The organism is Methylosinus sp. KRF6, assembly GCF_018887255.1.
In the GTDB taxonomy this organism is placed as follows: Bacteria; Pseudomonadota; Alphaproteobacteria; order Rhizobiales; family Beijerinckiaceae; genus Methylosinus; species Methylosinus sporium.
In genome coordinates this window covers 1,305,984-1,329,664 of record NZ_JAHLJF010000001.1, presented here as the reverse complement: position 1 = coordinate 1,329,664, position 23,681 = coordinate 1,305,984, and the positions used below count along the sequence as shown (strand labels likewise).

Annotated in this window: 26 protein-coding genes; 8 read left to right on the top strand and 18 right to left on the bottom strand. The window is 64.1% G+C overall.

Going from position 1 to position 23,681, the window contains the following annotated elements:
- Positions 1 to 143: 143 nt before the first annotated feature.
- Positions 144 to 998: a Rha family transcriptional regulator gene (locus tag KP010_RS06410; protein WP_371824229.1), complete on the bottom strand. Its 855-nt coding sequence runs from the start codon at positions 996 to 998 to the stop codon at positions 144 to 146.
- On the opposite strand from KP010_RS06410, the gene KP010_RS23235 reads away from it, so the two are divergent.
- From KP010_RS23235 to KP010_RS06395, 4 genes are all read left to right on the top strand, one after another.
- Positions 945 to 1,109 carry a hypothetical protein gene (locus tag KP010_RS23235; RefSeq protein ID WP_371824246.1) on the top strand — a complete coding sequence of 55 codons (165 nt, stop codon included), beginning with the start codon at positions 945 to 947 and terminating at the stop codon, positions 1,107 to 1,109. The two genes, KP010_RS06410 and KP010_RS23235, sit on opposite strands and share 54 nt — an antisense overlap.
- Positions 1,110 to 1,610: 501 nt before the next feature.
- The gene (locus tag KP010_RS06405) at positions 1,611 to 2,300 is read left to right on the top strand and encodes a hypothetical protein (protein WP_216280619.1); all 690 of its coding nucleotides are present in this window, start codon (positions 1,611 to 1,613) and stop codon (positions 2,298 to 2,300) included.
- 104 nt (positions 2,301 to 2,404) lie between these two features.
- On the top strand, positions 2,405 to 3,238 hold the full coding sequence (locus KP010_RS06400; RefSeq protein ID WP_216280618.1) for a hypothetical protein: 834 nt from the start codon (positions 2,405 to 2,407) through the stop codon (positions 3,236 to 3,238).
- Positions 3,235 to 3,930, top strand: a complete 696-nt coding sequence (locus KP010_RS06395) for a hypothetical protein (RefSeq protein WP_216280617.1) — start codon at positions 3,235 to 3,237, stop codon at positions 3,928 to 3,930. The genes KP010_RS06400 and KP010_RS06395 overlap by 4 nt, the downstream gene beginning before the upstream one ends.
- Before the next feature lie 96 nt (positions 3,931 to 4,026).
- On the opposite strand, the gene KP010_RS06390 is transcribed toward KP010_RS06395, so the two are convergent.
- From KP010_RS06390 to KP010_RS06360, 7 genes are all read right to left on the bottom strand, one after another.
- On the bottom strand, positions 4,027 to 4,458 hold the full coding sequence (locus KP010_RS06390; protein WP_216280616.1) for a DUF4326 domain-containing protein: 432 nt from the start codon (positions 4,456 to 4,458) through the stop codon (positions 4,027 to 4,029).
- A gap of 51 nt (positions 4,459 to 4,509) precedes the next feature.
- Entirely contained in the window at positions 4,510 to 4,689 is a 180-nt protein-coding gene (locus KP010_RS06385) for a hypothetical protein (protein ID WP_216280615.1), read from the bottom strand.
- Between the two features lie 36 nt (positions 4,690 to 4,725).
- On the bottom strand, positions 4,726 to 4,944 hold the full coding sequence (locus KP010_RS06380) for a hypothetical protein (RefSeq protein WP_216280614.1): 219 nt from the start codon (positions 4,942 to 4,944) through the stop codon (positions 4,726 to 4,728).
- Positions 4,945 to 5,014: 70 nt separating this feature from the next.
- The gene (locus KP010_RS06375) at positions 5,015 to 5,464 is read right to left on the bottom strand and encodes a hypothetical protein (RefSeq protein ID WP_216280613.1); all 450 of its coding nucleotides are present in this window, start codon (positions 5,462 to 5,464) and stop codon (positions 5,015 to 5,017) included.
- A 63-nt stretch (positions 5,465 to 5,527) separates the two neighbouring features.
- Entirely contained in the window at positions 5,528 to 5,665 is a 138-nt protein-coding gene (locus KP010_RS06370) for a hypothetical protein (protein ID WP_161915343.1), read from the bottom strand.
- Between the two features lie 344 nt (positions 5,666 to 6,009).
- A complete protein-coding gene (locus KP010_RS06365) occupies positions 6,010 to 6,279 on the bottom strand; it encodes a hypothetical protein (RefSeq protein WP_161915344.1) in 270 nt (89 codons plus the stop codon).
- A gap of 181 nt (positions 6,280 to 6,460) precedes the next feature.
- Positions 6,461 to 7,039 carry a hypothetical protein gene (locus KP010_RS06360; RefSeq protein ID WP_216280612.1) on the bottom strand — a complete coding sequence of 193 codons (579 nt, stop codon included), beginning with the start codon at positions 7,037 to 7,039 and terminating at the stop codon, positions 6,461 to 6,463.
- A 1,124-nt stretch (positions 7,040 to 8,163) separates the two neighbouring features.
- On the opposite strand from KP010_RS06360, the gene KP010_RS06355 reads away from it, so the two are divergent.
- The 3 genes from KP010_RS06355 to KP010_RS06345 all read left to right on the top strand — a co-directional run bounded on the left by KP010_RS06355 (position 8,164) and on the right by KP010_RS06345 (position 10,471).
- On the top strand, positions 8,164 to 9,468 hold the full coding sequence (locus KP010_RS06355) for a MobA/MobL family protein (protein ID WP_216280611.1): 1,305 nt from the start codon (positions 8,164 to 8,166) through the stop codon (positions 9,466 to 9,468).
- Positions 9,469 to 9,546: 78 nt separating this feature from the next.
- Complete coding sequence (locus KP010_RS06350) at positions 9,547 to 9,804, top strand: hypothetical protein (RefSeq protein ID WP_216280610.1); 258 nt, start codon at positions 9,547 to 9,549, stop codon at positions 9,802 to 9,804.
- A gap of 97 nt (positions 9,805 to 9,901) precedes the next feature.
- Entirely contained in the window at positions 9,902 to 10,471 is a 570-nt protein-coding gene (locus KP010_RS06345) for a hypothetical protein (protein ID WP_216280609.1), read from the top strand.
- Positions 10,472 to 10,482: 11 nt separating this feature from the next.
- Here the strand turns inward: KP010_RS06345 and KP010_RS06340 are convergent, their stop codons facing one another.
- Positions 10,483 to 10,923 (bottom strand): single-stranded DNA-binding protein, encoded by a 441-nt coding sequence (locus KP010_RS06340; protein WP_371824196.1) that lies wholly within the window; start codon positions 10,921 to 10,923, stop codon positions 10,483 to 10,485.
- A 656-nt stretch (positions 10,924 to 11,579) separates the two neighbouring features.
- Here KP010_RS06340 and KP010_RS23050 point away from each other — a divergent pair.
- Positions 11,580 to 12,173 carry a BPSL0067 family protein gene (locus tag KP010_RS23050; RefSeq protein ID WP_371824228.1) on the top strand — a complete coding sequence of 198 codons (594 nt, stop codon included), beginning with the start codon at positions 11,580 to 11,582 and terminating at the stop codon, positions 12,171 to 12,173.
- 1,024 nt (positions 12,174 to 13,197) lie between these two features.
- Here the strand turns inward: KP010_RS23050 and KP010_RS06330 are convergent.
- From KP010_RS06330 to KP010_RS06290, 9 genes are all read right to left on the bottom strand, one after another.
- Positions 13,198 to 13,605 (bottom strand): hypothetical protein, encoded by a 408-nt coding sequence (locus tag KP010_RS06330; RefSeq protein WP_216280607.1) that lies wholly within the window; start codon positions 13,603 to 13,605, stop codon positions 13,198 to 13,200.
- Positions 13,606 to 13,649: 44 nt separating this feature from the next.
- Positions 13,650 to 13,898 (bottom strand): hypothetical protein, encoded by a 249-nt coding sequence (locus KP010_RS06325; protein ID WP_216280606.1) that lies wholly within the window; start codon positions 13,896 to 13,898, stop codon positions 13,650 to 13,652.
- 22 nt (positions 13,899 to 13,920) lie between these two features.
- Positions 13,921 to 14,259 (bottom strand): hypothetical protein, encoded by a 339-nt coding sequence (locus KP010_RS06320; RefSeq protein WP_216280605.1) that lies wholly within the window; start codon positions 14,257 to 14,259, stop codon positions 13,921 to 13,923.
- 23 nt (positions 14,260 to 14,282) lie between these two features.
- A complete protein-coding gene (locus KP010_RS06315; RefSeq protein ID WP_216280604.1) occupies positions 14,283 to 14,459 on the bottom strand; it encodes a hypothetical protein in 177 nt (58 codons plus the stop codon).
- A 98-nt stretch (positions 14,460 to 14,557) separates the two neighbouring features.
- Positions 14,558 to 14,836 (bottom strand): hypothetical protein, encoded by a 279-nt coding sequence (locus tag KP010_RS06310; RefSeq protein ID WP_216280603.1) that lies wholly within the window; start codon positions 14,834 to 14,836, stop codon positions 14,558 to 14,560.
- A 275-nt stretch (positions 14,837 to 15,111) separates the two neighbouring features.
- A complete protein-coding gene (locus KP010_RS06305; protein ID WP_216280602.1) occupies positions 15,112 to 16,935 on the bottom strand; it encodes a ParB N-terminal domain-containing protein in 1,824 nt (607 codons plus the stop codon).
- Between the two features lie 237 nt (positions 16,936 to 17,172).
- Complete coding sequence (locus KP010_RS06300) at positions 17,173 to 17,676, bottom strand: hypothetical protein (protein ID WP_216280601.1); 504 nt, start codon at positions 17,674 to 17,676, stop codon at positions 17,173 to 17,175.
- On the bottom strand, positions 17,673 to 18,566 hold the full coding sequence (locus tag KP010_RS06295) for a phosphoadenosine phosphosulfate reductase (RefSeq protein ID WP_216280600.1): 894 nt from the start codon (positions 18,564 to 18,566) through the stop codon (positions 17,673 to 17,675). The genes KP010_RS06300 and KP010_RS06295 overlap by 4 nt, the downstream gene beginning before the upstream one ends.
- A gap of 57 nt (positions 18,567 to 18,623) precedes the next feature.
- Positions 18,624 to 23,681 carry a DEAD/DEAH box helicase family protein gene (locus KP010_RS06290; RefSeq protein WP_216280599.1) on the bottom strand — a complete coding sequence of 1,686 codons (5,058 nt, stop codon included), beginning with the start codon at positions 23,679 to 23,681 and terminating at the stop codon, positions 18,624 to 18,626.

The window sequence follows — 23,681 nt, the reverse complement described above, 5'->3', positions numbered from 1 at the left end:
TCGACGCAGCCGCCAGGGTCGAGAGCGCATCAGCGATTTTGGAGCGCGGATGTCTCCTCGACGGGCGATGACCCGCGCGCCGAGAAGCTGGAAAGCTGGGGAGATCCGCTCGCCCTTTCGTGACCCGATTTTTTATCGAAAGATCAATGTCCCCGGCGCGGCAAGCCGACGGTGAGCTGCTGGTCCGCGGCTTGGGCGGCGCTCGAGATCACCCGTTCGAAATTGTGGAACGCCGGTATTTCATCGAGCCCCGCTCCCGGCGAGACCGACTCTCGGAAGGACCGGAAGTAGCTCTCGAGCGTCTTGATCTGATAGGAGAGGGCGACTGCGTCGCTTCGCTCAGCGATGTCGTAGGGAAAGAGACCGCCGGGGCCGGCGGGCCAAGCAGTGTTGAGCTGGCGACGATCGAACGCGAGCGCGTAGAGAGCCGCCTCCGTGATTGCTTCGCGCTCGGTGGGTCCACCGCCGAAATCGACGGTGACGAACCCTTTGGCCAGCGCGGGAAGACGCCCGAGGGCGGCGTCCTTATTGCCGATCCCGAGCGCCTCGCAGGATTCTTTCGCGAGCAGCGGGAAGCGCTTGTTGCCGGTGTAGGGGATATTTCCGACGAACAGGATTTTGAGCAGATAGTCCGGGCTGATGAAGTCGCCGGAGAAGATATCCTTGTAGCGTCGGCGGCAGTGCTCGAGGAGTTCCACCGAAGCGGACAGGGGCTCCTCGGAACCGACCGCGCGCTGGAGACTAAGCTCGGTCTCCATGGCGCTGAACGCGTCGATGTATTTAATTTTCCACTCCAACGCTTCATCTCCCGTGAAGCCGAAGGCGAGAAGCGCGAAGCCGTCGCGGGTCATCGCGAAGGAGCGAATAGCGCGACCCGGCACGGTCGGGTGAGCGAGCGAATTCTCCTTAAACCATTGTTTCTGCACATCCCCCAATTTTGGGGAATGGAGAAGATCATCGATATCGCGCAAGACATGATCATGCCTTTTGCCGAACACATCCGCGACTTGGCGACTGTCCGCGAGGACGGCGCCATCCGTGATGGAGACGAGACTTTCGATCGGCAGGTTCTGCGCCGAACCGCCGGCTTCATGGTTTTGATGATCTGACATCTTCAACTCCGCATTTGAAATATCGGCTGTTTTCCAAACAGCCGCTCTGCGCCAGGGCGCCACGAGAATCAGCTTGCGGGTGGTGTGCGCGAATATGAAGCGCCGCGCCGGCGGGAAATTCGCGCCAAAAAAAATTATCGGACCGCGCCGCGCGCGCCGAATTCCACGCCGGCGGCCTCTTCAAATTCAACTTTTGCGTATTTTCCCGCGCGTCAGCGCGCGTTGCGTGTGATGTTCGCCGGTTCGGCTCTGAGCGCCCCGAAGGGGCGTCCGGCACCAACGGTGCAATGGTCCATTCCCGGAGATTTTTGCTGTCCCGCTGGTGTCCCGGGTCTGTCTCGGAGGCGTCGCGGAAGCGTCCCGCTCGGCGGGGGCGTCAGCAAGAAGCGGGCCGCTATGGGGCGCGGGAGCGCGCGCCGAGCGGCTTCTCATTCGCGCAAACGCGACTCACGGTGACCCGTCAAGAGCAAATTTGCAAGCCGCGGAGGTCAAAGCGCGATGCAGAAGAAGACGGAACGGGTTCTCGGGCTGATCGCCCGGCCGGCGAATCGATCGGCGCTGTTCTGGTGGATGCTCGAAAACCACGATCGGATCGCTGAGGCGTCGAGCGGAACACGGATGGACTGGCGGAGTTTGTGCGCGGAATTCGCGGCGATGGGAATGGGCGACACGACTGGCAAGCCGGTGTCGGAGGCGAACGCTCGAAAGACCTGGTTCCGGGCGCGGCGCGAAAAGCAGCGGCGCGACGAAGCGACGAGAGCGAGCGAGGCGGCGCGGGGAGCGGTCGCCGAGGTGCGAAAGAGCTACCCGTCACGGCAGCCGGCGGATTTGCGGCCGTTGGTCGCGACGAATGGCGCGGCGAGCTCGGTCGCGAGCAGCGCCGGGGGCGGGCGGGCGCTCACCCTGCCGAAAGCGGGGGCGCCGGGCGTTCGCGAGGGGCTAGTGCGACATCCGATCGAGCCGCAGCGGGCGGTGCAGCAACGTGTCGCGGCCGAGGCGGACATTCGCACACACATGAGCGAGATCGGGGAGGACGGGCGTCTGACGCCGCACGCGATCGAGCTGACAATGGCGTGGAGTGGGATGCAGGCGCGCCGAGCGGACAAGTGGACGGGCGTAGCGCAGGGACTGCTCGTCCTCGAGGACGAAGTGATTCTGGTCGAGTTCGAAACGGCGAGGCGACCATGACGAAGGGACAAAAAAATTCGAATTCATATTCGCGCAGGGTCGGCCGACGTTTGCGGCGTCGGCCCGGCCGAGACGGCGGCGGTCGAGAAGCGGAGATTATCACGATGGCGAAGGTCGAAAACCAAATCGAAGACACGGGAACCGCAGTCGTCGGCGCGCCCAAGGCGGGCGAGGGCGCCGCGCTTCCGGTGCTGATCATGATGCTGGGCCGGGGTCGGGTCGGGAAGACGGCGACGGCGACGACGCTCATTCAATACTATCGGTCGGCCGGCGGGCAATTGCAGGTCTGGAACGCGGACCAGCAAAACGAGACGCACAGCCTGTCGCGTTTTCATATGGATGCGCTCGAACCGCGCCCCGGGAGCACCTTCGAGGACCGAAAGCGCTGGCTGGAGGATCGGATACAGGATCAGAGTCGGACGCGATTTCACGCCTTGATCGACTTTCCCGGCGGGGATTCGACGGTGCTGAAGCTGGCTCAGGAGACGCGTCTCGTTCGATTGCTGAAACGCATGGGCATTCGGCCGGTGGCGGTGCATGTCGTCGGGCCGGAGAAGGCCGATCTCGATTATCTGCGCCACATGGCGGCGGCGGATGTGTTCATGCCCGAGGCGACTCTCATCGTTTTGAACGGGGGCCTCGTGCAGTCGGGTCAGTCGGTCGATCAGTCGTTTGCGGAAATCATGACGGATAGCGTCGTTCGTGACGCGGTTTCCAGGGGCGCGGTGGTGATCACCATGCCGGCGCTTCCGTGCATGTCGGCGATCATGGATCTGGGGATCTCGTTCCGCGACGCAGCGGATGGGAGGTTCGAGGGCGACGAGGAGCTGCTGTCGCTGTTCGATCGGGCTCGGACCGAGATTTTCTTGGAGGAGGAGCTACCCGAGGCGTTGGGCGGGATTCCGCTCGCGTGGACGCCCGCGGCGAAGGAGGCATGATCATGTTGGATCACAGCAATCGACCGAGCGGCGCGCAAGCGTCCGAGGCGGCGACGATCACGGAGCCGCTCGAAGGCGCGATCCGCGAGGTCGAGCAGGCGGCTCACGGCTGGGGCGTTCGGACGAACCATCCGGAGGGTCGGTTCATAGCGGTGTTCCTGGCGGCGCTGCGGGCGCTCGGGTCGCTCGTTGCGGGATCGGTGGCCGAAATGCGGGAAATCGTTCGTGGCGCGCAGAGCGCGACGGATGCAGAGATCGCGCGCTTGCGTGAGGCGAATAGGCTGGCGACCCTGACGATCCGGCAGGCGGAAGTTGTTCAGGAGACGATCGTCACCAATGTCTGCAAGGACTTGGTGAAGAATCTGGTGAGCGAATCGCAGCGATGGCTGGTGTTGGCGGAGGACAATATCTCTCGTCGGCGCACGCGCATTTTCGCGATGAAGATGAGCGCTGCGGCGGTGGCGCTGCTGTGTGTGAGCTTTTGGTCCGGCTATCAGATTCGCGTGTTGCAGGATGAGCCGGCGCTGCAATCACTGGCGCGTTGCGCGAAGACGCCGATGCGGGTGGCGATACAGGGGCAGCCGACGGGCGACTGGGTGTGCAAGCTGGAGACGCTGGCTCCGCGGGAGTGGCGAGATTTGCCGGACGAGCTGAAGCGTCGCTGGCTGACGTGGTGGCCGTTTTCGGGCTGAGGCCGAGCCGGCGTGTCTGACACGGACGAGGGGCAGATGCGCGGCGCACGTCTGCCCCTTTCCTCTTTTTCGGGCCGGCCGCTGCGCCGGCGCGGTTCAATCGCATGTGAAGGCGAGGATTCTCTCGATTTGCGCCTTGATGAGATCGCCGTGGCACGGCTTGTCGAACGGAGCGCCGTGACACCAGCACATGAGGATGAGGCGCTCGCCGGCGCGCACGCGCTCGGCGAGTTGTTCAGTCGCGGCGGACATCGGCCCGCCGCGCGCGAGGTCGGCGTCGTATTTCTTTTTGTAGAGCGCGATGACTTCGGCGCGGCGGGCGTCGTCGCGATGATTTTGGAGAATGAAGGGATTGCCGAGGATCGGATTGCATCTGTCGATATCGACGACGGATTCGCCGGGGCGCGGCTTGGCGGCGGCTCCCTTGCGCTTGTTGCCGAGGCGGACGCTCCCCGAAGGGGCGCTCTCTCGGATTTGGTCGCGCGCGGCTGCCGCGGTGGCGGCACGTCGGGAATCGAAGGCGTTCATTCGCGAGTCTCCTGTCAGAGTGGCGAATCCGAAGCGCCGAGGGGCGCTCAGTCATTCGGGATCGGGAGGCTTCTGTTTGACGCGGCGATAGGAGGCCTTGCCTTTTTTCGGCGCGACGATTTTGGGCCGAGCGTCGAGAGCGAGCTCGGCGCCGGCGTTGGCGGCGCGACGGCGCAGGGCGCGGGCGGCCTGGTTGATCGGGCGGGCGATGGGCCGGCGGGCGGGAGGCATAGCGATGACTTTCGTGGTGGCGAGGCGAGGGGCGAGCTACCATTCGCCATAGAGTTCGTCGTCCTCGAGGCGCCAGACATCCCAATCGAAGCCGGAGGACGTCCCGTCGCCGTAGAAGGCGCGGCCGGTCTCTTTCAAGACGGCTCCTCCTTCGAGCGAGGCGACTTCGTCGTCGATCCCGAGGCGCACGCAGCTGTCGGATGACGCCATGACGCGCGCGACATAGGCTTTTGCGGTTTCCGCGGTGAGCTGCATGGGTCGCTCTACTTGTCGGCTGGATAGGTCAGTGAAATGCGGAAGCCTCGAGGCTCCCGCACGTTTTACGTCAAGGATCGAAGGCGGCGATTTCGGCGTCTGGCGATTTTCGCTCGGCTGGTTCGGCGCGATCGGCGGCTTTCACGAATTGGGCGACGAAGGTGAAGCTCGTTCCCAATTTGCCAGTGAACGGTTTCCAATAACCACGCAAGTCGAGCGTTGCGCCGATCGCGTATCGGGCGACGATCGCGTCGAATTGGTCTCGGCTCATATGGTCGGGGGCGTACCAGACGGCGCGGGCCTCGCGGCCGTTCGGCTGGTCGCCATAGAGATGGACGGCGCGGTCGCCGGCGATGGTGAAGCGGGCGTCCGGGTGATCGGTGAGGGTGAGGCGGAGGGCGTCGCGGGATCGCAGCAGGCGACTTGTGTGGTCGGCGGCGATGGCGTCGGCGCGGCGGCGCTGTTCCTGCTCGCGCTGCTCGGCGGCGTTCGGGCGGCGGAGCTTGGTGAAGTCGAACATGTCGTTCTCCATCGAGATCGCGAAAGAGGGAGGCGGGGCGCTTTCGCCCCCCGCCCGGCGACGTCAGCCGAAGGCGCCCATTTCGGCGGCGGCGGACTTGCGCTCGACAGTCTCGCTTTCGCGCCGCGCGACATAGGGCTTCCAATCCTCGCCGGTGATTTCGAGGTAGGCGTCGATGGCGCCCTGAGCGGCGGCGAGCATGGCGAGCGTTCTTGACGGCGACGCTGGGTGCGCCAGAGAAACGGCCGAGGCCGGGCGGAGTCCCGGCGTCGGCCGGGAAAGAGATTTCGTCTTTATGAGGGAAGCGCAGCTTCGCTCTGAAAAGGGCATGCGGAGGCATGCGCGGAAACGCATCCGCGCGCGGGAGCGCGCTGAGGAAAAACGTCGTCAGGCTCTTGGAATGCGGTGATTATTCGCGGTGACGGCCGGCGCGCGCGAAAGCGATCGTCGCCGAAGGCCGAGACGTCGCTCGCGACGGCTCGGCGAGCGCCGCCTTCGGCGCGAGTAGAGCGCGGTTCCGATTTATCGGAATTCGCCCAAGGGGATCAGTGGATGAAGAGCTTCCCGACGATGAGGAGCTGGAAGGCGAGCAGGAAACCCATCATCCATTTGAGGACGCGGACGTCGGCTTTGGTGTCGGCGCTATCGGCCTGCAGGGAGGTTTTGACGTCGGCGATTTTAAGCTCGAGGTCGTGTTTTGCGGCCTCGACATCGACTTTTGTCGCGGCTTGGGTGTCGATCAATTCGGCGAGGGCCGAAACCTGGTCGACGGAGAAGCCGGAGGCCTGGAGTTTGAGAATGGCTGAGGCGCTCATAGGGAAATCCTATCATAGGAGTTGAGATAGAAGAAGGGGTGGAGCTGGGCAAGAGGGCGAGCTCTGAGCGCTGGGACCGGGAGGTCCCAGCGCTCAGAGCGGTTCGTTTAGGATTTCGCGTCGCCCCTTTCGAGCTCGCGGATGCGGGCGGCGGGGACCTTTCGATCCCCGCCGCTCTTGCTCAGCCGAAGGCGCCCATTTCGGCGGCGGCGGACTTGCGCTCGACGCTTTCGGCCTCGCTGTGGGCGACGTAGGGCTTCCAATCCTCGCCGGTGATTGCGAGATAGGCTTCGACGGCTCCCTCGGCGGCGGCGAGGAGGGCGTAGGCCTGCATGGCGAGATCGGCGGCGAACTGGCGAGCGCGCTGGGCCTTGGACTCGAAGCCGGCGGGGGCGTCGCGATCCTCGTCGCGGGGGTCGTTGGCGAGCTTGCTGGTGAGGGACCGGGCCTCCGTCAGCTTCTCGGAGTAGAAGCGTCCGGCTCCCTGGGCGGAAGCGACGTAGGTTCCGACGACGCGCTGAAAATGCATCTTGGTGGCGGTCTCGTTGAGCGCTTCGTCGAAGGCGGTCCAGGTCTTGCGGAGCAGCGTGTCGTGGGCCTCGCGAATGCCGGAGAAGTCGGGCACGGAGAGGGCGAAGGCTGCGGCGACGTTCGTCGCGATCGCGTCGTCGGGGCAGAGGAGGCGCGCGCTCTCGAGGGAGATCTGGGGGCGAGCGGGCTTATTGCGTTTCGCAACGGACGTTTGGGGACGCTTAGTCATGATCGTGATCCTGATTATCTGGGCCGGGGGTTTCGCCGGCCCGATGCCGGTTTGTTCCCCTCGGTGCGATCCCTGAAAGCCTGGCCTAGAGAGCGGGCCTGCACCCGCGTCCGGCGCCCATCGGGCGGCGGCGCGGGCCGTAGCAAAGCGGAGGACGGCGAGACGCCGACTTTTTTGCTTCGCGATGCAAAGATGTCCGGGGCGAAGGAAAGAGATCCGGCGCTTGCGCCGGTCAAAAAATGAACTGCCCCGGCATCGGCGGAAAAAAGTCGGGGGCCGCCGTTGCGGGCACGGTCGGCCAGGCTTAGGGAGCCGCATAAAACCGAGGGGGCAAACCGACGCATCGGGCTCTCGATGCGAAACGCCCCCAGAGAAATCGAGCGATCTTCGCGACCGAGCGCGCTCTCCGAACGCCGCGACTGCGAGACGCATCCCGCCGACCATCGATCGACCGGAGCGCGCCGACGACTGCCGACGCGCGCGACGAACCGTCGACTGCCGCGGCCTCGGCCTCGATTGCCCGACGACTGCCCGCGGCCCATGACGCGCTCTGCAACCGGACCGCCCACGGCGCTCGACGAGACGGCCGACCCAGCACATCGGCGCGTCGGACGGACCGAGGCGCGCACTGCCGGGGTCCAGCTTTCTCGGAGACAGCGACGAGGCTTTCACCCCGACAGCGCGCTCGCCATCGACAGCGACGAGGGCGCGCCCGCCGTGCGAGAGACCCTTGGCCTGCGCTCGCCTTCGCGCCGAGCCATGCAGGGCTACGCCCGCCGCCTGCCGGGGAGCCGTCTCGCCGATCCCAACGGCGGGATTGGCTGCCCACGGCGCCGCGAGATTGCGGCGAGCACAAATCCGACGCCCGCTGAGCGCCCGGCCCGAGCGGCGGGATCGAAAGGCGCCCGCCTCTCCGCACGCCTGCCTCTTCATAGTGAGGGACGCGAATCTTCGTTCTGAAAACCGCAAACTGCGCAAGACCTTTGGAAGGCTGAGGATTGTTCGCGCGTCGGATCGGTTCGCGCCAAATTCGATTTCAACATTCGCGCAGATTTCGCGGAGCCTGTCGGCGGCGCGTCGGAATTCCGGCATGGGCTGGAGCGACGCGCGGCGAGGACTGCGAAATGGCGATCTTCTATCTCAATGTCATCACGGTGAGCCGGTCCATCGGGCGAAACGCAGTGGTCGCGGCGGCCTATTGCTCGCGGTCACGGCTGCGCGATTCGCGGTGGGAGACGGTCGCGGATTTTTCTACCCTCACCGACGCCGAGCATTCGGAGATCTTGCTTCCCGCAGGCGCGCGGCCCGAGTGGTCGGATCGCGCAATCTTATGGAACGAGGTCGAGGCGGTCGAAAAGCGCGACGACGCGCAGGTTGCGCGGGAGGTGGAGATCGCGATTCCGTCCCAACTGTCGAGAGAGGACGGCGTCGCGCTCGCGTGCGAATTCTTCAACGAACAATTCGTCGAAAGGGGGATCATTGTCGATCTGAACATTCATCGCGCGGCGGGGGCGGACGGCGTCGAACGGTCCTATGTGCAGGGGCTCTTCTCGATGCGGGAGATCGTCGAGGAAGGCTTCGGAAAGAAGCGGACGGATTGGAAAGACGCCAAGCTCTTGTCGAAGTGGCGCGAGCGCTGGACGCTTCTGTCCAACAAATATCTGATCGCCGCGGGCTGCGGCCAGTTGATTCGCGCCGGAGCGGATGCGGTTCGTGGGCGCGCGCTGGAACCTTTTTTCGAAGACGAAGAGATCGAGCGGCGCGCGGAAAATCTGGAAATCGCGTGGCGCAACGGCGAGCGCCTGCTCGGTGAACCCGAGCTAGCGCTGAGGGCGTTGACCCATGCGAGCGCCAGCTTCTCGCGCCGCGAGATGATCGCATTCGTGAGCAAGCACACTGCAGGCAAAGAGCAATTCGAAACGGCGCTGGCGCGCGTCGAATGTTCGGTCGAGCTGGTGCGGCTCGCCGGCGGCGAGAGTTTCAGCACGCGCAGCCTCGCAGCGACCGTGCAATGCAGAAATGATGAATCCATGAGTGGTTCCGACGCCTTAGGCGAGGTGAGCGCGACGGAGACGAGCCGCACGCTGGAGGAGGCGATCGCGCAATGGGAGCGCGCGGGCCTGCGGCTTCGTGGAGTGGGCTTGACATATGAGACCGCGAAGGCGTTCGAGAGGCGATCGGGCATCAAGAGCGTCGGTGTTCACGGCCTTCTCGGGCGGTGGAAGAAGAAGCAGGATCGGCTGGCGGCGACGGACGTGCTGGTCGTGAATGACGCCAAAGGCTTGAGCGCGCGGCAGAAGGAATGGATGTTGCGTGCGACGCGCGCGGCGCGGGCGAAGCTGGTGTTGATCGACGGGATCCAACTTGTCGAAATCGACGGCGGCGCGACCGGACTAAGCCCGGAAGAAATGACGGCCGTGAGCGGTTGACGCCTGTCGAGCCGGATACACATCCGTCGATCGGAGGCCATTGTCAGAGCAAGAATAGGCATTTGGAAAGAAGCATCGATGAACGCCGGCATTAAATTGACCGATGTCGATCGCCCGCGAGAACCGCTCGAGGTCGAGGTGGTGAAGTCGAACGCGCGCACGATGATCGTGGCGGTTCCTGGACCGATCATGGAATTTCAGTTGCGACGTTCGCAGGATGGCGCGTGGTTCGAGGGCGCGATCGGCGGGCGGTATTTCCGCTACGATCCGAGCGCGGCCACGTCGCGGGAGAAAACGAGCGCGGCGTCGACGCGGAGAAAAGTCGCCGCCGTGTGACTTGTCCTATTATCTTCAATAGGTTGTCGTTGCATCCCGACTCTGTGTCTGATTTGATGCGACGATCAGCGACAGGAGAGTTGCCATGCGCATCGAATTGACGCCGGGCATGACGAACGTCGTGCGCTTTCCGATCGAGCGGCGCGCAAAGCCGTCGATGGATCTCGTGCGCGAGATCGCGCCGGATCCGCGAGAAGTCTCCTTGGTGATCGAGTCGTTCGGATTCGACGACGACATCGATGGAATACGCGATGCGGCCGACCAGGAGCTGGCGGATTACATTGCCCAGAAGGGGGCTCGGCTGTCGGGTTCGAAGGGGCAGGCGGAGCTGGATTCGCTTCCGCAGCCGATCGTCGAACGCGCGGTGTCGCTGTGCCGCGAGGCGCATGACGCATCATTGGCGGCCGTGAAGGCGCAGCGCCTGGTGGTCGAGGCGCAGTCGGAAGGCGCCTATTGGCTGACGCCCCTCAGCGAACGGGCCTCCGCGCAGACCTTCTACGCCGCGCGACTGCTGGTCGACGCGCATGTGGCGTGTCAGCACGCGGCGGGCGCGTCGCGCGCGATCGAGATCGCGAAGCGCAGCGAAACCCGGGCTCCGTTCGACTTGCACGCGGAAGCGCTCGCGATGTGCGTCGACGAGCTCACGGCGAGGTCGTCGCATCGTTGAAGCGCTCGCAATCACGGGGCGCGCCGAAATCGGGACGAGGAGAGGCCTAGCGCCTCCCCTCCGGTCGGTCGATCAGTAGGGAATGGCGTCGTCCGGCGCCTGGACGCGGTCCTTTGCCGTCGCCCGAAGGCGTCGTCCCGGGCATCGGCGTCGCGGTGCTCGCCGTCACGATTGTCGGCGGCTTGCGCGAGGCGCGAGAAATCATTGCAGATGAGATCGACGGTGAAGACGCGTTCGCCATCGTCGCGCTCATAGCTGTTCTGACGCACGCGGCCGCGTGCGTGAACGAGATCGCCTTTGCCGATATATTTTTCAATATACCGCGCGGTCGTGGTCGAAAAAACAACGACCTCGTTCCAATGCGCGTCGTCCTTCCACTCTCCGCCCTCGTCCTTGTAGGAGTAGTTGGACGCGATGGTGACATGCGTGGTGGAGCCGACCTTCTTGATCACGCCGACGCGTCCGATGAGCTGAAACTCTGCTAGTTTTTCATGTCTTTTCTCCGAGCGGGGCCGCAGCCCGTTGCACGGCGTTCACGAACAGCCGGAAAGGCGATCCGGAGCCTCCGGCCGCAAGGCCGGAGGTCGAGCTTCAGCGCTGAACTCCTGGAGACGCCGAATTTTGTTGCGCGAGGAATGGCCGCGTCGGCCCGCCGATTTGAGGCGGGGCGACGCTGACAGGGGAAAATTCTGCGGCGCCTGGAGCCGAAGGAGTCGACGACGGCTGTAAAACGCCGGCGTGCAATCGGGCTTTCGGCTTCTCGCTCGATTTCGATTCTTCATTCCTGCTTTTTCGAATTCTACTATCACGCAAGTCCAAACGGACGAGTCCGCGGCGCGCCTGCAGGGGCGACGGCCGGTCGCCGCCGCCGGGAGCCCGTCGCTATCGAAGATCGCCAAAAGCGCGTCGACGAAACGCAGCCGAAAGATTCGCGACGATGATTTCGTGGTTGACAGGAATTTCACATTCGCACTGTTGCGAGCAATGTTGAGAGCCTTCTGCAAAAGGAGGTCTCATGTTGCGAAAGATGAATGTGTCCCCTCCGCGCGAGGGCGGTGGAGGAAACGGTGAGCGGCGCAACCGGCGCGTCGACTCATGCCGATTGATCGTGGCGGCGCTGGCGGCGATCGCTGGATGGCCGCTCTTGGGGAAGGCGCCGGCAAGCGCCGATCCGACTCCCGTCGTCGAACGTGGATTGCCCGCTGCGGTGATCCCGACCTATCGCGAGAAAGGAGCGCCGAATTTCAGCTACCCGACCGGCGGGACGGATACAGGTGGCGGGAACGGAGGAGGAGGAGGAAATGGCGGAGGCCACGGCTATAATGGCGACGGCGGAATAGGCTCGGGCTCGATCGCGACCGACTACAGCCAATACAATGGTCAGAGCGTCGGAAGTGGTCAGTGCGTCGCGCTGGCGCAAGCGACGTCGGACGTCGGCCTCACGTCGACCTGGGTTCCAGGAGAGCGCGTCCAGGGGGCGACCGATATTCCCGAAGGGACCGTAATCGCGACATTCGGTGAAGACGGAACCTACACAAACACTCCGGGCCAAAGCCACACGGCGATTTACCTCGGTCAGAACGACCAAGGCATTCAAGTCATGGATCAGTGGGTGGATCATCCGGCGAGCGTAAGAACGATCGGCTGGACGACGCATAACGCATACGAATCAGGGAGCCAATTCTATGTCGTCTCTCACTAAGATAGCCGCATATTTGTCGTTGTTGCTGATCGCGCCGGGGATCGCTCAAGCGTTCACGCCTTGCAAGGGAAACTTGAGTGGAATCGAGATAATCGAAGGGTCGTATGATCCTCCGGGGTACCAACCTCCCGACAATGAGTCCTATCGGCCGACCGGCCAATGGCCCGACAATTTGATAGAACAAGGCTGGCATAACTTGCGAAGGGCAAAGCGGCCCGTGAGCGTTTTGTGTCGCTATGCTAGCGGACAAAAGGAAAAAATAGTTCTGCCGGAAGGTACGAACGATTGCGTATTGAGGAACGGCCGCTCTGGTCTCTTTGTCACTTGCAAGTGAGCCTTCAAGGCGGCGTGGCATTTCGGCGATAGACAATTGCGCGTAAGCGACCGGGAGATGCGAAACATTTCCCGGTCGCGCGAATCTTTTCACTGGGAACGGACGTATTATCGATCGAGCGAGAATTTTCCCGAAAGGCCGGCTCCCAATTCGCGCAAGTGGGCCGCACGGTTGCAGTGCGGACGATCTCGGAGCGGCCGCCTGCAATTCGGGAGCTTTTCATGAATAAGGAATCGTCGGCGTCACGTCTTCATCCGAACGCAAGTCGGATTTCGAACTCTCTCGTCGGATTTCTTGCGGACGCCCTTTCGATAGCGATCGGAGCGGGTGCGCTGGGAGGCGCTGTCGCCGGCATCGTCGTGCTTCTGTTGGACGGTCCGACCACCATTCAAAGGCGGCTGCTCGACGCGCCTTTCGTTCATCCTGCTCCGCGCGTGAGCGACGATTTGCTGCGGCTATTCGAGAGAAGCGCGACAGATCAAGGCGAAGTTTCGGAGTCCCAAGTCTCGGGCATGAATCGGTCGCAATATGAGCGGACGGCGCCGCGCTCCACGTTTATGAGCGCTGAATGAACTCGGGACCGTTTGGCGCTCGCAAATTGAAAAATCTTAAGGGGAGGCAGTCTCGACACACTCCGGCGCCCTCTGCGTCCGAATTTCGTCGCTGGCGTGAACGCCAGGCGTATCTCCATTACGCAGCGACAAGCCGAAGCCGTGAATTGCGATCCGACAACCTCGGCAGCGACGGATATTCGGTCGCTTGCTTGCACATGCCGAGATCGTCGTGAAGGATCAGAGTGCGGACGGCGATCTTGCGAATGCGCCCATCACGGAGAGACCGCACGAGCGCGACATCGGAGCGGCCGCTCACAAAGACGTCTTCCCATTTGCCGGTAGCGCCGCTGCGGCGGGAGGCGGCGACGACGCCGTTCAAAAACGCCAGGACGATCCAGGGATCGCGGCACACAGGCGTCCCGCGAAATCGGTCGCGCCAATAGGAGTCGTTCTGCAGATAGTAGATGGCTCCGACCGCGATGACGCCGACGCCCTTGGGATTGTCTCCGCCCTGACAGCGCCGTGCGTAATATTGTCGAATCATTTCGAACCTCCAAAGGTGAAGGCGTGCCGTTGGAAAGCCTCGCGTCAGTCCGCCCAGGCGGCGACGCGGCGAATGGAACCGTCTTTGAAGGCGACTCGAACGCCGACGCCGCATTCGATTTCGGTCTTCGCGTGATCGATTTCGCAGGACCAATTTCTTTCGATCAGGCTCATGGCGTATTCGACGGTCATCTTGTTGCTGTCTTCGCCGTCGAATACGAATTCCGCCTGATGCGCGGTGCTGGTGGCGCCGCCCGATGTTTCGGCGGTGACATCGACGTGTGTCCTGGCCATCTTCATGTCTCCTGAAACGGGCCTACCGACTGGATCGCGGGCCGCGTTTGCGTTTCCCTGACGTCGCCCGGGAGTCGAGCTGCGGCGAAGGGGCGGGACCGTCGAGGTCGATCTCCTCGACTTCGTTGCCTTCGTCGTCCAGCAACACGCAATAGACGCGCGTGCGAACGAGATTGTTGGGTTCGATGCGGGCGCTCTGCCCGTCCGGCAGGGAGACCCAATTGGACGATTTGTCCCGTGCGCGAGCATGGGCGCCGGCGAGGATTTTTGCGCCGTCTCGGGGCGTGGAGGCGGCGACTTTGAATTCTGCGCAGTCGCTTTCCACCTGCTCTTCGACAAGAAGGATGCGGTAGGTCGGCATTCGGCTCTCCCTTGGTCGAAAGACTATGAACGCACGAGGCTTTGCGCGGTGATCTCTGTCGCATCGGTGAGCATGCGAACGAGGCTTCGTGTCTCGTCGAAGGTGAGACTCGCGTGTCCGAAGCTGTCGGTGAAACGAAATTGAACGGCGACGATATGCGGCGACTCGTTGTAGACGCGAATGCAATCTTGCGCCTTCATCGGTCTCTCGGTTTTGGGAGCGCGTTTCAGAAGTGGGGCGCGCCATCGCGACGCCATTTTCAGTATCGCATCCATTGTCGGGCCTTCTCCGATTTCGGTCAGGCGTCGGCCTCGGCGCCGGTGTGCTGAATCGCGAATGGCTCGCCGGCTTGGAACAGAGTCGCAAAGGCGTGCGCTTCGCTGGCCTGAAGCGCGAACTGATCGGCGAGACGCAGCGCCGCATCTCCCGTCGGGAGCAGCGATTTCGTCTCCGGTGATGGTGGAGCGGCCGCCAGCTTTCGGAATTCGACTTCATGATCGTTGAAGCGCTCCGCCGCGACGCGGCAGATATTGGCGAGCGTGGCGAGATCGTGCTCGGTGAAGAATTTCGATTTCATCGGGCTCCTCATGATTGCGTCGAGAGTCGTTGGACACGAACGCGCGAATTTTCTCGATCGCCGCATCCGCATCACGGCGGTTCAGGTAGGATGCCTCAAAGAGATCAAAGGCCTCGGTCCTCGGCCGAGGACGGGGCGACCGGCTATTGGTCAAGGAGTCGATACGCCAGCTGCCATCCTGGAATTGAAACGCCTACATGGTCGGACCTCCCATCCTCGACGGCTGGCTCCCCATGGACGCGGCCGGCGTCGAGCCGGCCGCGCCATCGCCTCTCTCAGGCGAATTCCTCGGCTTGATGATCCTCTTCGGGATCGGGGTCCTCATCAGAGCCCCCGATCTCCGGGTCGGGGCCCTCGACATTTCCGTCGTCGTCCTCGACGCCTTCGGTCGCCCGGGCAATCTCGCTCGCGATCTCCTCCTCGGAGAGGGCGAAGCGGGCGGCGGGAAGAACGTAGGTTCCCCCGGAGACCTGCTCGATGAGAGCGGCGCGCGTCTCCTTGGCGCGCGGACGCGGCAGCACGGAGCGCGCCGCGGCGGCCTTTTCGAGCGCGGCCTTCGAAAGCGACGACAGAAAATCGTCCGTCGCCATATTCGGCAGATGCGCATCCGCGCCGATCGCGTCGCCGACGAGGCGGGCGGCGACGCCGCTCGAATGATAGCCGGGGCGGCAGTTGAGAACATGGGCCAGCATGTCGCGCGCCGCCTTTCGAACGAGGGCGGCGTCCTGGGTGATGCGTCCGTCATCGGCGAGCCGATGCGCCAGGCCTCGACGCAGACGCGAAGAGTAGCCGCTGGCTTTCACATCGACATTGTCGGCGGCGAAGGCGACGACGAGCAGGCCGAGAAGCGTGAAGTCGTCGATCTCGTTTTCCGCCAGCGCTCTGACCAGGGCGTCGGTGCGGAAATCGCCGATGATCGCGAGGCCTTTCTGCGTGATCTCGGGACGGCTGCGAGCGGGCTCGGCGAGCGTCTCCGACGTCCCGCCGGATGCTGCATTCTTTCCCTTCTTCGGCTCCGCCTTGGGCAGGCGATAGGTGATTTCTTTCACCGATCCGTCGCGGGTGTCGACGTAAAGGCCGATCATGTCGCTCTTTCTCGGCTGTCCCCAAACCCGCTCGGCCTTCGGCGGCAACTTGCCCTGGCCGTATTCGTCGATTTGCAGGAGAACGCCATTTTTCGGGAGATTGGCTTCGATCCATGCGGCCTGCGCGGCGAAGAACGCCTCGACCTGGGTGGTGTAGCGGCTGTCCTGGTCGCCCTGCTCGAACAGATCGTCCTCCCAGACGATTCCGAAAGCCTGCTCTTCGTCCGGGCCGAACTTCGCGTTCTTGGCGTGGATGCGCCGTTTGTCGAGTGCGCGAGCGACCTCATGCCAACTGACGGTGTCCTGGCCCTTCTTGGGCTTGTGCTTCTTCCAGACGGACGCCTGCTCGTCGGCGCCGGCGACGGCGATGGTGCGCAGAAGATTTTCCTGCGGCATGTCGCCCTTGGCGATCTGGTCGAGAATCGCCGGATGGATATTGGCGAGCAGGCGCAATTTCTTGATCGTCCGCACGGGCAGGGCGAGAGCGTCCCCGATCGCCTCTTCCGTCCAATGGTCGGAAATGAGCGCTTCGATCGTGCGCCACTGGTCGACCGGCCCCATCTGCGCGCGAACGACGTTTTCGGAGAGCGAGCGAAGATTGTCGGCGCCGTCGTCGGGGCCGCGGACGAGGACGAGGATTTCGGAGAAGCCTGCTCCGATGGCGGCGCGCACGCGGCCGTGGCCCGCGACGATGACGAGATCGTCGCCGTCGGGACGCACCACGGGCGGCTGCGTGATGCCGGTGGCCTTGATATTGGCGAGCATTTGCCGGTCGGCATGCTCGCTGGGAGCGGTGCGACGGGGATTGTTGGGATTGGGCTTGAGAGAGCGCGGATCAACGTGGCGTAGCTCCAGGCAAACGCGGCCATACCCCGGCGCGGTGGCGATATCGGCGCCGCCTTTCGCCTCGACGTCGGCGACGATTGGTCGATCGGTCTGCTCGCCGGGAGCGGCGTGGCTGTGATTGTTGGAATCGGGCTCGTGAGAGCGCACATCGATGTGAGGCTGTGCCATGATGATGATCTCCTCTTTCAATTCCGATTGCCGATCTTCTTTTCGAAGACGAGGATCGAACGCCCCGATCGCGGACGGCGGGGCAAGAGCGCGCGGCACGCGCGGGAGCGCAGCGACGAACTCTTGCGGCGGTGGCCGCGCATGGGGCAAATCGCTTTTTTTCTTCTTCTCGATTTTCGTGCTCGTTCCGCTCGGCGCTGGCGGCTTCTCTCCTATCGGCGCGAGGAGGCGCGTCGTTCATTCGGAGAAATCGAACAGTGAGCCTTGGCGAAGGACCGCTGTCGGCGCTGTCGCCGGCGCGGTCAGATCGGAGCGAGTATCCGGTCGGAGGCTTGGTTCGTATTTGGCTTTCAGACGCTCGAGCAATCCGCGCTCTCGACGAGCGACGTCACTGTCGCGCTGCGCCTTGACGATCGCGAGAAGGTTCACCATCGTTATCCTCGATTGAACGAGCATCTCGACGTCGCAAAATGTAAATTCCGCGGAACCGTAACAGGGCCACTGCAGCGTTTCTTCGAGGAACGCGATCCTTCTTTCAGAATCGGGAAAGAAGTGCTCGAAGAATTGATGCTTGTCGTAGTGAGCAATATGCCCAAAGCTGTTGGAGAGGCGGACATAAAGTCGATCGATGAAGCCGCTCCTCGGACAATCGTCGGCGAGGAATTTCAACAGCGCGTTGGCGAACCAGGCCTTGTCATCCGCCGTGTGAAATTTGGTCGGCGTGAAGTCGGCGGCCGTCAATTGGGGGATTCGGAGAGATCGAATGATTGCGGGCGGGAGCATCGAAGGTCTCCTGATTGGAATGGGGCGGAAGCGATGAGCGGCGATGCGGCCTCCTTGGGATCGCCGGCGCCGAGGTGCTCCGACCAGGACCATCGTCGTCCGAGGCCGCGAGTGGTCGTGAGGCCGCGATGGTGCGCGCGCCGCTCCATCTCAATCGAGATCGCCGCCAGCTCGGGATGCGTCGCTGCGAGCCAGTCGACCTCGTGCTTCTTGGAGGCAGGGCACATGAAGCAGGAAGATTTCAGGGGGGTCGGCAGGCCTTCGTCGGCAATGACGCTTTCGCAGATTTCGCGCGTCCAGCCCCATTCGGCGAGCGGATAGCGGTAGCGATGGCCCGGCGGCCATTTGCCAGAGGCCTTGGCGATGCGCTTGGCGTCGGAAGGTCCGGCGTCATATCCGATAAGCTTCGTGACGTATGGCCCATGTCTCCATCGGCGCAGGCGCCGATCCCAACCCAAGTGATCGCGCGTGAACGCCCATTGGGGGTCCACTTTCCACTTCAGGGAGCAGGAATGGCCGCCGTAAGCGAGCGACGGAAGAATGCTTTTGCGCAAGCATTCGTCGTGCAATGAAACATCGCCCGCGCGCGGGCTTCGCCGGCGGACGATGGTGATGGGCGGAAACGCATTGGCGGCGAGCCACGCGCCGATGACGCCGAGATAGGCTTTTGTTTCGGGCTTTTCCGACCCGGTGTCGGCGAAGAGGATCAGATTCGGCGTGACCTTGTGGTTGCGCAGGCCGATCAGCATCGCCGTGCTGTCGACGCCGGCTCCGTAAGCGACGATGATCGGATCGCACCCCAAAGAGGCGCGAAACGCGCGAGAAGAGGCGTGAGCGAGAAGCGTCACGGGATTTTCCTTTCGACAATTTGCGGATGTGATCGAAGCGCGACCAAGAGCTGCGCGTCAGGCCGCGGAGCTGGCCTCGGCGTTTCCGTCGTCATTCGCCGCGAGCGACGCGTCGAGCGCCGCCAGCTCGTCGCGTTTCGCGTCGAGCTCGTCTTCGTAGGCGAAAGCTTCATCGAGGCGCCGGCGATAGGCCGGGAGGCGTTCGGCGGCGTCCTGCATGGTGCGCTTCTGCTCGGCCAGTTCGACCTCGAAGCGGCTGAGCGCATATTCGAGGCGAGAGATGACCCCGAGCGGGGTCAAATCGTGCGAATATTCGATCTCCATATGCCGACCGGCGCGCTGAATCGTCAGCTCGACCTCGGCGAGCTTCTGGCGCTCGACGGATCTCGCCGTTACAGCCAAATCGAAGCCGCCGATGTTGGCCACGCGCCAGTCGCCGCCCTTGCCTTCGAACTCCCTGGCTCGGATTCCTCTGAGCAGGGCGGCGCCGGCGTCCTTGCGTTCGACGAAGCGATGGCCCTCGACCTCCATTCGGAACGCGTCGCCGCGGGTCGGGATGCGCGTGACGATGTCCTGCTCGATCTCGCCGATCCGCTTTTCGGCGTGACGGAGCGAGGCCTCGGTCGAGGAGATCGTGCGGCGGACGGCGTATTGATCGTCGAAATGCGCGTCGCGCAGGCGCTCCAGGCGCGCGATCTCGGCTTCGAGCCCGGCCTTCTGCATGAGCCTCGGGTCGCCCGATGCAATGGCCTTCGCCATGGCGAATTGATTGACCTGCGATCCGGCGTCCTCCAGCCGGCGGATGCTGCGGTCGCCGGACATGGCCATTTCGATGAAGCGGGCCTTCCGCTCCAGCAATTGCCAGCCGGTGGCGTCGACGCTGCCCTTGGTGGCGTAGGCGTAGAGCTCGATCTCGTCATTCTCGTTTCCCTGCCGCTCGATGCGGCCCTCACGCTGCTCGATCTGCGAGGGGAGCCAGGGAACGTCGAGGTGATGCAGGGCGACCAAACGGCGCTGGGCGTTGACGCCGGTGCCCATCGTGTCGGACGATCCGATGACAATGCGGGTCTTGCCGGCGTTGATGTCCTGGAACAGGCGCTGCTTGGCGCCCGACTTCTTGTAATCCTGCATGAAGGCGATCTGCTCGGCGGGGACGCCGAGCGCGACGAGGCGCGACTTGATCCAGCGATAGGCCGAGAAGCCACGCGTCGCCTCCACATTGAGCGTGCCGAGATCGGAGAAGATCATCTGCGCCGCGCCGGGCAGGAGGTAGGGGACGCCGTCGGTCCTCGTGTAGCGGCGGTCCGACGTCTCGCGCCAGATCGAATAGACATTGTCGATCAGGGCGTTGAGCTTGTTGCCATCCTCATTGGCGGTGCCGGGGAGGACGAAGCGCAGATCGATGGCGGCGTGGCGGCCGTCGGTGATGACGGAGAGGAGAATGTCGTCGCCCTTCTCGGGCTTGCCCTTGCGCGCCTCGATGACGGCGATGCGCTGGGCGAGGATTTTCTGATAGGCCTTGAAAGCGGCGGTCGGCTCGGCCGTGACGATCTGGCGCTTGCCGCCCTTGACGCTCGGCAGGCGCAGATAATGGCGCAGGTCCGATTTGAGCACGACATCGGCGACCGAGCGATACATGGCCATGAGATCGGCGACGTTGACAAATTCCGAGAAGCGCGTGACCGGCTTGTAGAGGCCGGAGGGCTGCAGCTCGAGCTCGGTGCGGGTCTCGCCGAAGGTCGCCGCCCAGGCGTCGAACTCGTGAATGCCCCGTTCTTCGAGCGTCTCGGGCTGCATGAAGCGCTGCAGCGTGAACATCTCGCCGAGCGTGTTGGTGATCGGCGTGCCCGAGGCGAGGAGCAGGGCGCGGCCGGGATTCTTCTCGTCGACGAAGCGGGATTTGACGAAGAGGTCCCAGGCGCGCTGCGAGCCGTCGGGATCGACGCCCTTCAGGCTCGTCATATTGGTGGCGAAGGAGAGCTTGCGAAACTCCTGCGCCTCGTCGACGATGAGCTGGTCGACGCCCATCTCGCCGATGGTCAAGAGATCGTCCTTGCGGCTTTGCAGGGCCTCCAGCTTGGCCTCCAGCCCTTCCTTCATGCGCTCGATGCGCTTGCGCGAGATGCGGTCGTCGCCGTCGATCTTCTCGAGCAATTCGGAATAGCTGGCGAGGTGGGTCTGAATGAGCCCCTGCTCGAAGGCGGCGGGCGCCGGAACGAATTTGAAGGCGCTGTGGGTGATGATGATGCAATCCCACTGCGCCGTGGCGGCGCGGGCAAGGAAGCGCTGGCGCTTGTCCTTGGAGAAATTCGTCTCGTCGGCGACCAGGATGCGGGCGTTCGGATAGAGCAGGAGGAATTCGCGGCTGGCCTGCGCCAGACAATGGCCGGGAACGACCAGCATCGCCTTGGAGACGAGGCCGAGCCGCTTCTGCTCCATGATGGCGGCGGCGATGGTGAAGGTCTTTCCGGCGCCGACCGAATGGGCGATATAGGTCTTGCCGGCGCTGATGATGCGCCAGATGGCGCGCTTCTGATGGTCGTAGAATTTGATGACGCTGCTCGCGCCGGGAAGCTGGAGATGGCCGCCGTCGAAATGCCGCGGGACCAGATTGTTGAACTGGTCGTTGTAGATGCGGGTGAGACGCTCGGCCCGCTCGACATTGGTCCACACCCAGCGCTCGAACGCCGTCTTGATCTTGGCGAGCTTCTCCTTGGCCGCCTCTGTCTCGGCGGCGTTCAGCTCGCGCCGCTCTCTGCCGTCCTCCTTCCAGACGTCATAGATTTGCGGGATCGACGAATTGAGCGCGTCGCCGAGCAGGAGGCCGGCGTTGCGGCGCGCCGTGCCCCATTCGGAGGTCGCCTCGGCGCGGCCGGAGAAGGCGGAAAGCTCGACGGTCCAGGAGGCGATCTCGACGGTGTGGCGGATCGAGGCCTTCACGCCGATGACCTCGGCGACGAAGCCCATGACGACGTCGATCGGGATCCAGGGCGCGCCGAGCCGCGCGGAAATATCCGACGGCTTCAGATCCTCGGGCTGGACCTGGCCGAGCGCCTCGACATTGCGCCGATAGCGCGCATCTCGCTCGGCGGCGACAATCGCGGCGGCGAGCTTGGTGCGCACCGGGCCGGACAGATAGGCGTCGGCGGTTTGCCAGCTCTCGAATCCCTCGATCGTCGTCTGCGGGTCGAGGAAGACGCGTTCGCCGAGCTCGGCGAGCGTTTCGTCGCGCGAGCGCCCCAGAAGATCGGCGATGCGATCGATGTCGACATGGCCGAGCTCGTGCAGGGTGACGGCGAGGGCGTCGGCCGCGCTCTCGATCGTCGGCATCGCCGGCGGATGGAGCACGCGCTCGGAGAAGATCGGCCCTTTCGTCGCCATGCCGGTCTCGACGTCATAATCCTCGATCGAGGCGACGAGCCAGACGTCGGGGTCGTCGAGGAAGGGCTGGAGATTGGGGCGGCGCTGCGTCTCGCGCGCCTCGCCGGTCTTCGGATCCGTTGTTTCGCTGATGGTGGTGAGATTGATCGCTCCGAAATTACGCAGGAAGCTGTTGTAGGCGATACGCAGGCGCGTCTGGGCCGGCCCCCAGGGCTCATTGGCCTCCTGGGCGCGCAGGACCTCGCGGATGGCGTCGCGGATCGGGATGAGCGCGCGAATGATGCGGGCGTGCTTTGCGGGAATGCCCTCGGTTCCCTTGCCGCCGCGCACCTCGACCTTGCGCGGCGCGCCGTCGATGATCTGCGTCAGCGCGTCGTCGACGATGACGAAGCTGCCCTCCTTGATCGTCGCGCCCTCTGCAGCCGTGCCGACGCGGAGGGCGGGGCGGCTCGGCGCGGCCGCGGCGACACGCTCGCTCGGCTGATGGATTCCGCGCGGCAGGCGCGAAACGGCGGCGTCGATTTGCTGGTCGAGCGCGGCGCGGTCCTTTCGCTGGCAGGTGTAGGTCGGCCCATAGGCGCTGCTGGTCCGGGCATGGAGCCCCATGACCATCTCGGGATGATCGAGAAAATAGCGATTGATCGCGAGCGGCTCCTCGCCATCCTCGGCGGGGACCGCTTCGGCGAGGCCATCCCATGCCGCGCCGGCGGGCTCCTGGTCGGCGGCGCGCCTCTGCAGGAACAGAATGTCGACGACGACATCGGTTCCGGCGGCGGCGTTCATGGCCCCCTCGGGGAGCCGGATCGCGCCGACGAGATCGGCCATTGTGGCGATATGGGCGCGCGCCCTGTCGTCGACCTTGTCCATGGTCCAGCGGCTGGTGACGAAGGCCGCGAGGCCGCCCGGCCTCAGCCGCTCGACGGACCGCGCGATGAAATAATCATGCAGGGAGAGATCGAGCCGCTCTGCCCCATCGAGACGCGCGCGCCGGTCGCTGAACGGCGGATTGCCGATGACGAGGTCGTAGCTCTCCGCGATCCGCGCTTTGGTGAAGTCTTCGCGCCGGATCCAGGCGTTCGGAAACAGCTGAGCGGCGATGCGTGCGGTGGTGGCGTCCATCTCGACGCCAGTGAGGCTCGATTTGCCGATGAGGCTTTCCGGCGCGAGGGCGAAGAAGAGCCCTGTCCCGCACCCAGGCTCCAGGATCGAGCCGCCGGCAAAGCCCATACGCTGGACGGCGCGCCAGATGGCGCGGATGATGAACTCGGGCGTGTAATGAGCATATTGCGTGGCGCGGGCGAGGCTCGCCAGCTCTTCGCGCGGGACGAGCCGCTCCAGCTCCTCGCCGAGATCCTCCCAGCCCTCAGTGAAGGTCTCGCCAGCGCGGCGGAACATCATATCGGCGAGGTCGCGCGCGCCGAAGCCGACGAAGCGGCTCAGGACGTCCTGCTCCTCCGAAGTCGCATTCCGCTTCTCGGCCTCGATTTCGAGCGCGAGCCGGATGGCGGCGAGATTGTCGGCGGCGCGAGCCTTCCAGCCGTGGGCGAGCTGGCGGTCGCCGCGAAGCACGAAGTCCTGCGCGGGAATGGCGGGCGCCGCCGCGACGGCCAACGTTTCGTCCTCTTCGGGGAGATCGGTCGAGGGGCGAAAACTTCCGCCGTCGAGCGTCAAGCCGCCGGCGAGGCTGGTGGAATCGAAGAGAGAAAGCGTCAGCTGATTGCTGTCCTTGGCCAT

Excerpts from the sequence above, each read along its gene's own strand:
- KP010_RS06315 (WP_216280604.1), bottom strand. The coding sequence starts at position 14,459 with ATGAAGGCGCAAGATTGCATTCGCGTCTACAACGAGTCGCCGCATATC.
- KP010_RS23235 (WP_371824246.1), top strand. The coding sequence starts at position 945 with ATGGAGAAGATCATCGATATCGCGCAAGACATGATCATGCCTTTTGCC.
- KP010_RS06400 (WP_216280618.1), top strand. The coding sequence starts at position 2,405 with ATGGCGAAGGTCGAAAACCAAATCGAAGACACGGGAACCGCAGTCGTC.
- KP010_RS06375 (WP_216280613.1), bottom strand. The coding sequence starts at position 5,464 with ATGTTCGACTTCACCAAGCTCCGCCGCCCGAACGCCGCCGAGCAGCGC.
- KP010_RS06390 (WP_216280616.1), bottom strand. The coding sequence starts at position 4,458 with ATGAACGCCTTCGATTCCCGACGTGCCGCCACCGCGGCAGCCGCGCGC.
- KP010_RS06360 (WP_216280612.1), bottom strand. The coding sequence starts at position 7,039 with ATGACTAAGCGTCCCCAAACGTCCGTTGCGAAACGCAATAAGCCCGCT.
- KP010_RS06350 (WP_216280610.1), top strand. The coding sequence starts at position 9,547 with ATGAACGCCGGCATTAAATTGACCGATGTCGATCGCCCGCGAGAACCG.
- KP010_RS06385 (WP_216280615.1), bottom strand. The coding sequence starts at position 4,689 with ATGCCTCCCGCCCGCCGGCCCATCGCCCGCCCGATCAACCAGGCCGCC.
- KP010_RS06370 (WP_161915343.1), bottom strand. The coding sequence starts at position 5,665 with ATGCTCGCCGCCGCTCAGGGCGCCATCGACGCCTACCTCGAAATCACC.
- KP010_RS06365 (WP_161915344.1), bottom strand. The coding sequence starts at position 6,279 with ATGAGCGCCTCAGCCATTCTCAAACTCCAGGCCTCCGGCTTCTCCGTC.
- KP010_RS06330 (WP_216280607.1), bottom strand. The coding sequence starts at position 13,605 with ATGATTCGACAATATTACGCACGGCGCTGTCAGGGCGGAGACAATCCC.
- KP010_RS06380 (WP_216280614.1), bottom strand. The coding sequence starts at position 4,944 with ATGCAGCTCACCGCGGAAACCGCAAAAGCCTATGTCGCGCGCGTCATG.
- KP010_RS06355 (WP_216280611.1), top strand. The coding sequence starts at position 8,164 with ATGGCGATCTTCTATCTCAATGTCATCACGGTGAGCCGGTCCATCGGG.
- KP010_RS06290 (WP_216280599.1), bottom strand. The coding sequence starts at position 23,681 with ATGGCCAAGGACAGCAATCAGCTGACGCTTTCTCTCTTCGATTCCACC.
- KP010_RS06310 (WP_216280603.1), bottom strand. The coding sequence starts at position 14,836 with ATGAAATCGAAATTCTTCACCGAGCACGATCTCGCCACGCTCGCCAAT.
- KP010_RS06305 (WP_216280602.1), bottom strand. The coding sequence starts at position 16,935 with ATGGCACAGCCTCACATCGATGTGCGCTCTCACGAGCCCGATTCCAAC.
- KP010_RS06395 (WP_216280617.1), top strand. The coding sequence starts at position 3,235 with ATGATCATGTTGGATCACAGCAATCGACCGAGCGGCGCGCAAGCGTCC.
- KP010_RS06325 (WP_216280606.1), bottom strand. The coding sequence starts at position 13,898 with ATGGCCAGGACACACGTCGATGTCACCGCCGAAACATCGGGCGGCGCC.
- KP010_RS06405 (WP_216280619.1), top strand. The coding sequence starts at position 1,611 with ATGCAGAAGAAGACGGAACGGGTTCTCGGGCTGATCGCCCGGCCGGCG.
- KP010_RS06320 (WP_216280605.1), bottom strand. The coding sequence starts at position 14,259 with ATGCCGACCTACCGCATCCTTCTTGTCGAAGAGCAGGTGGAAAGCGAC.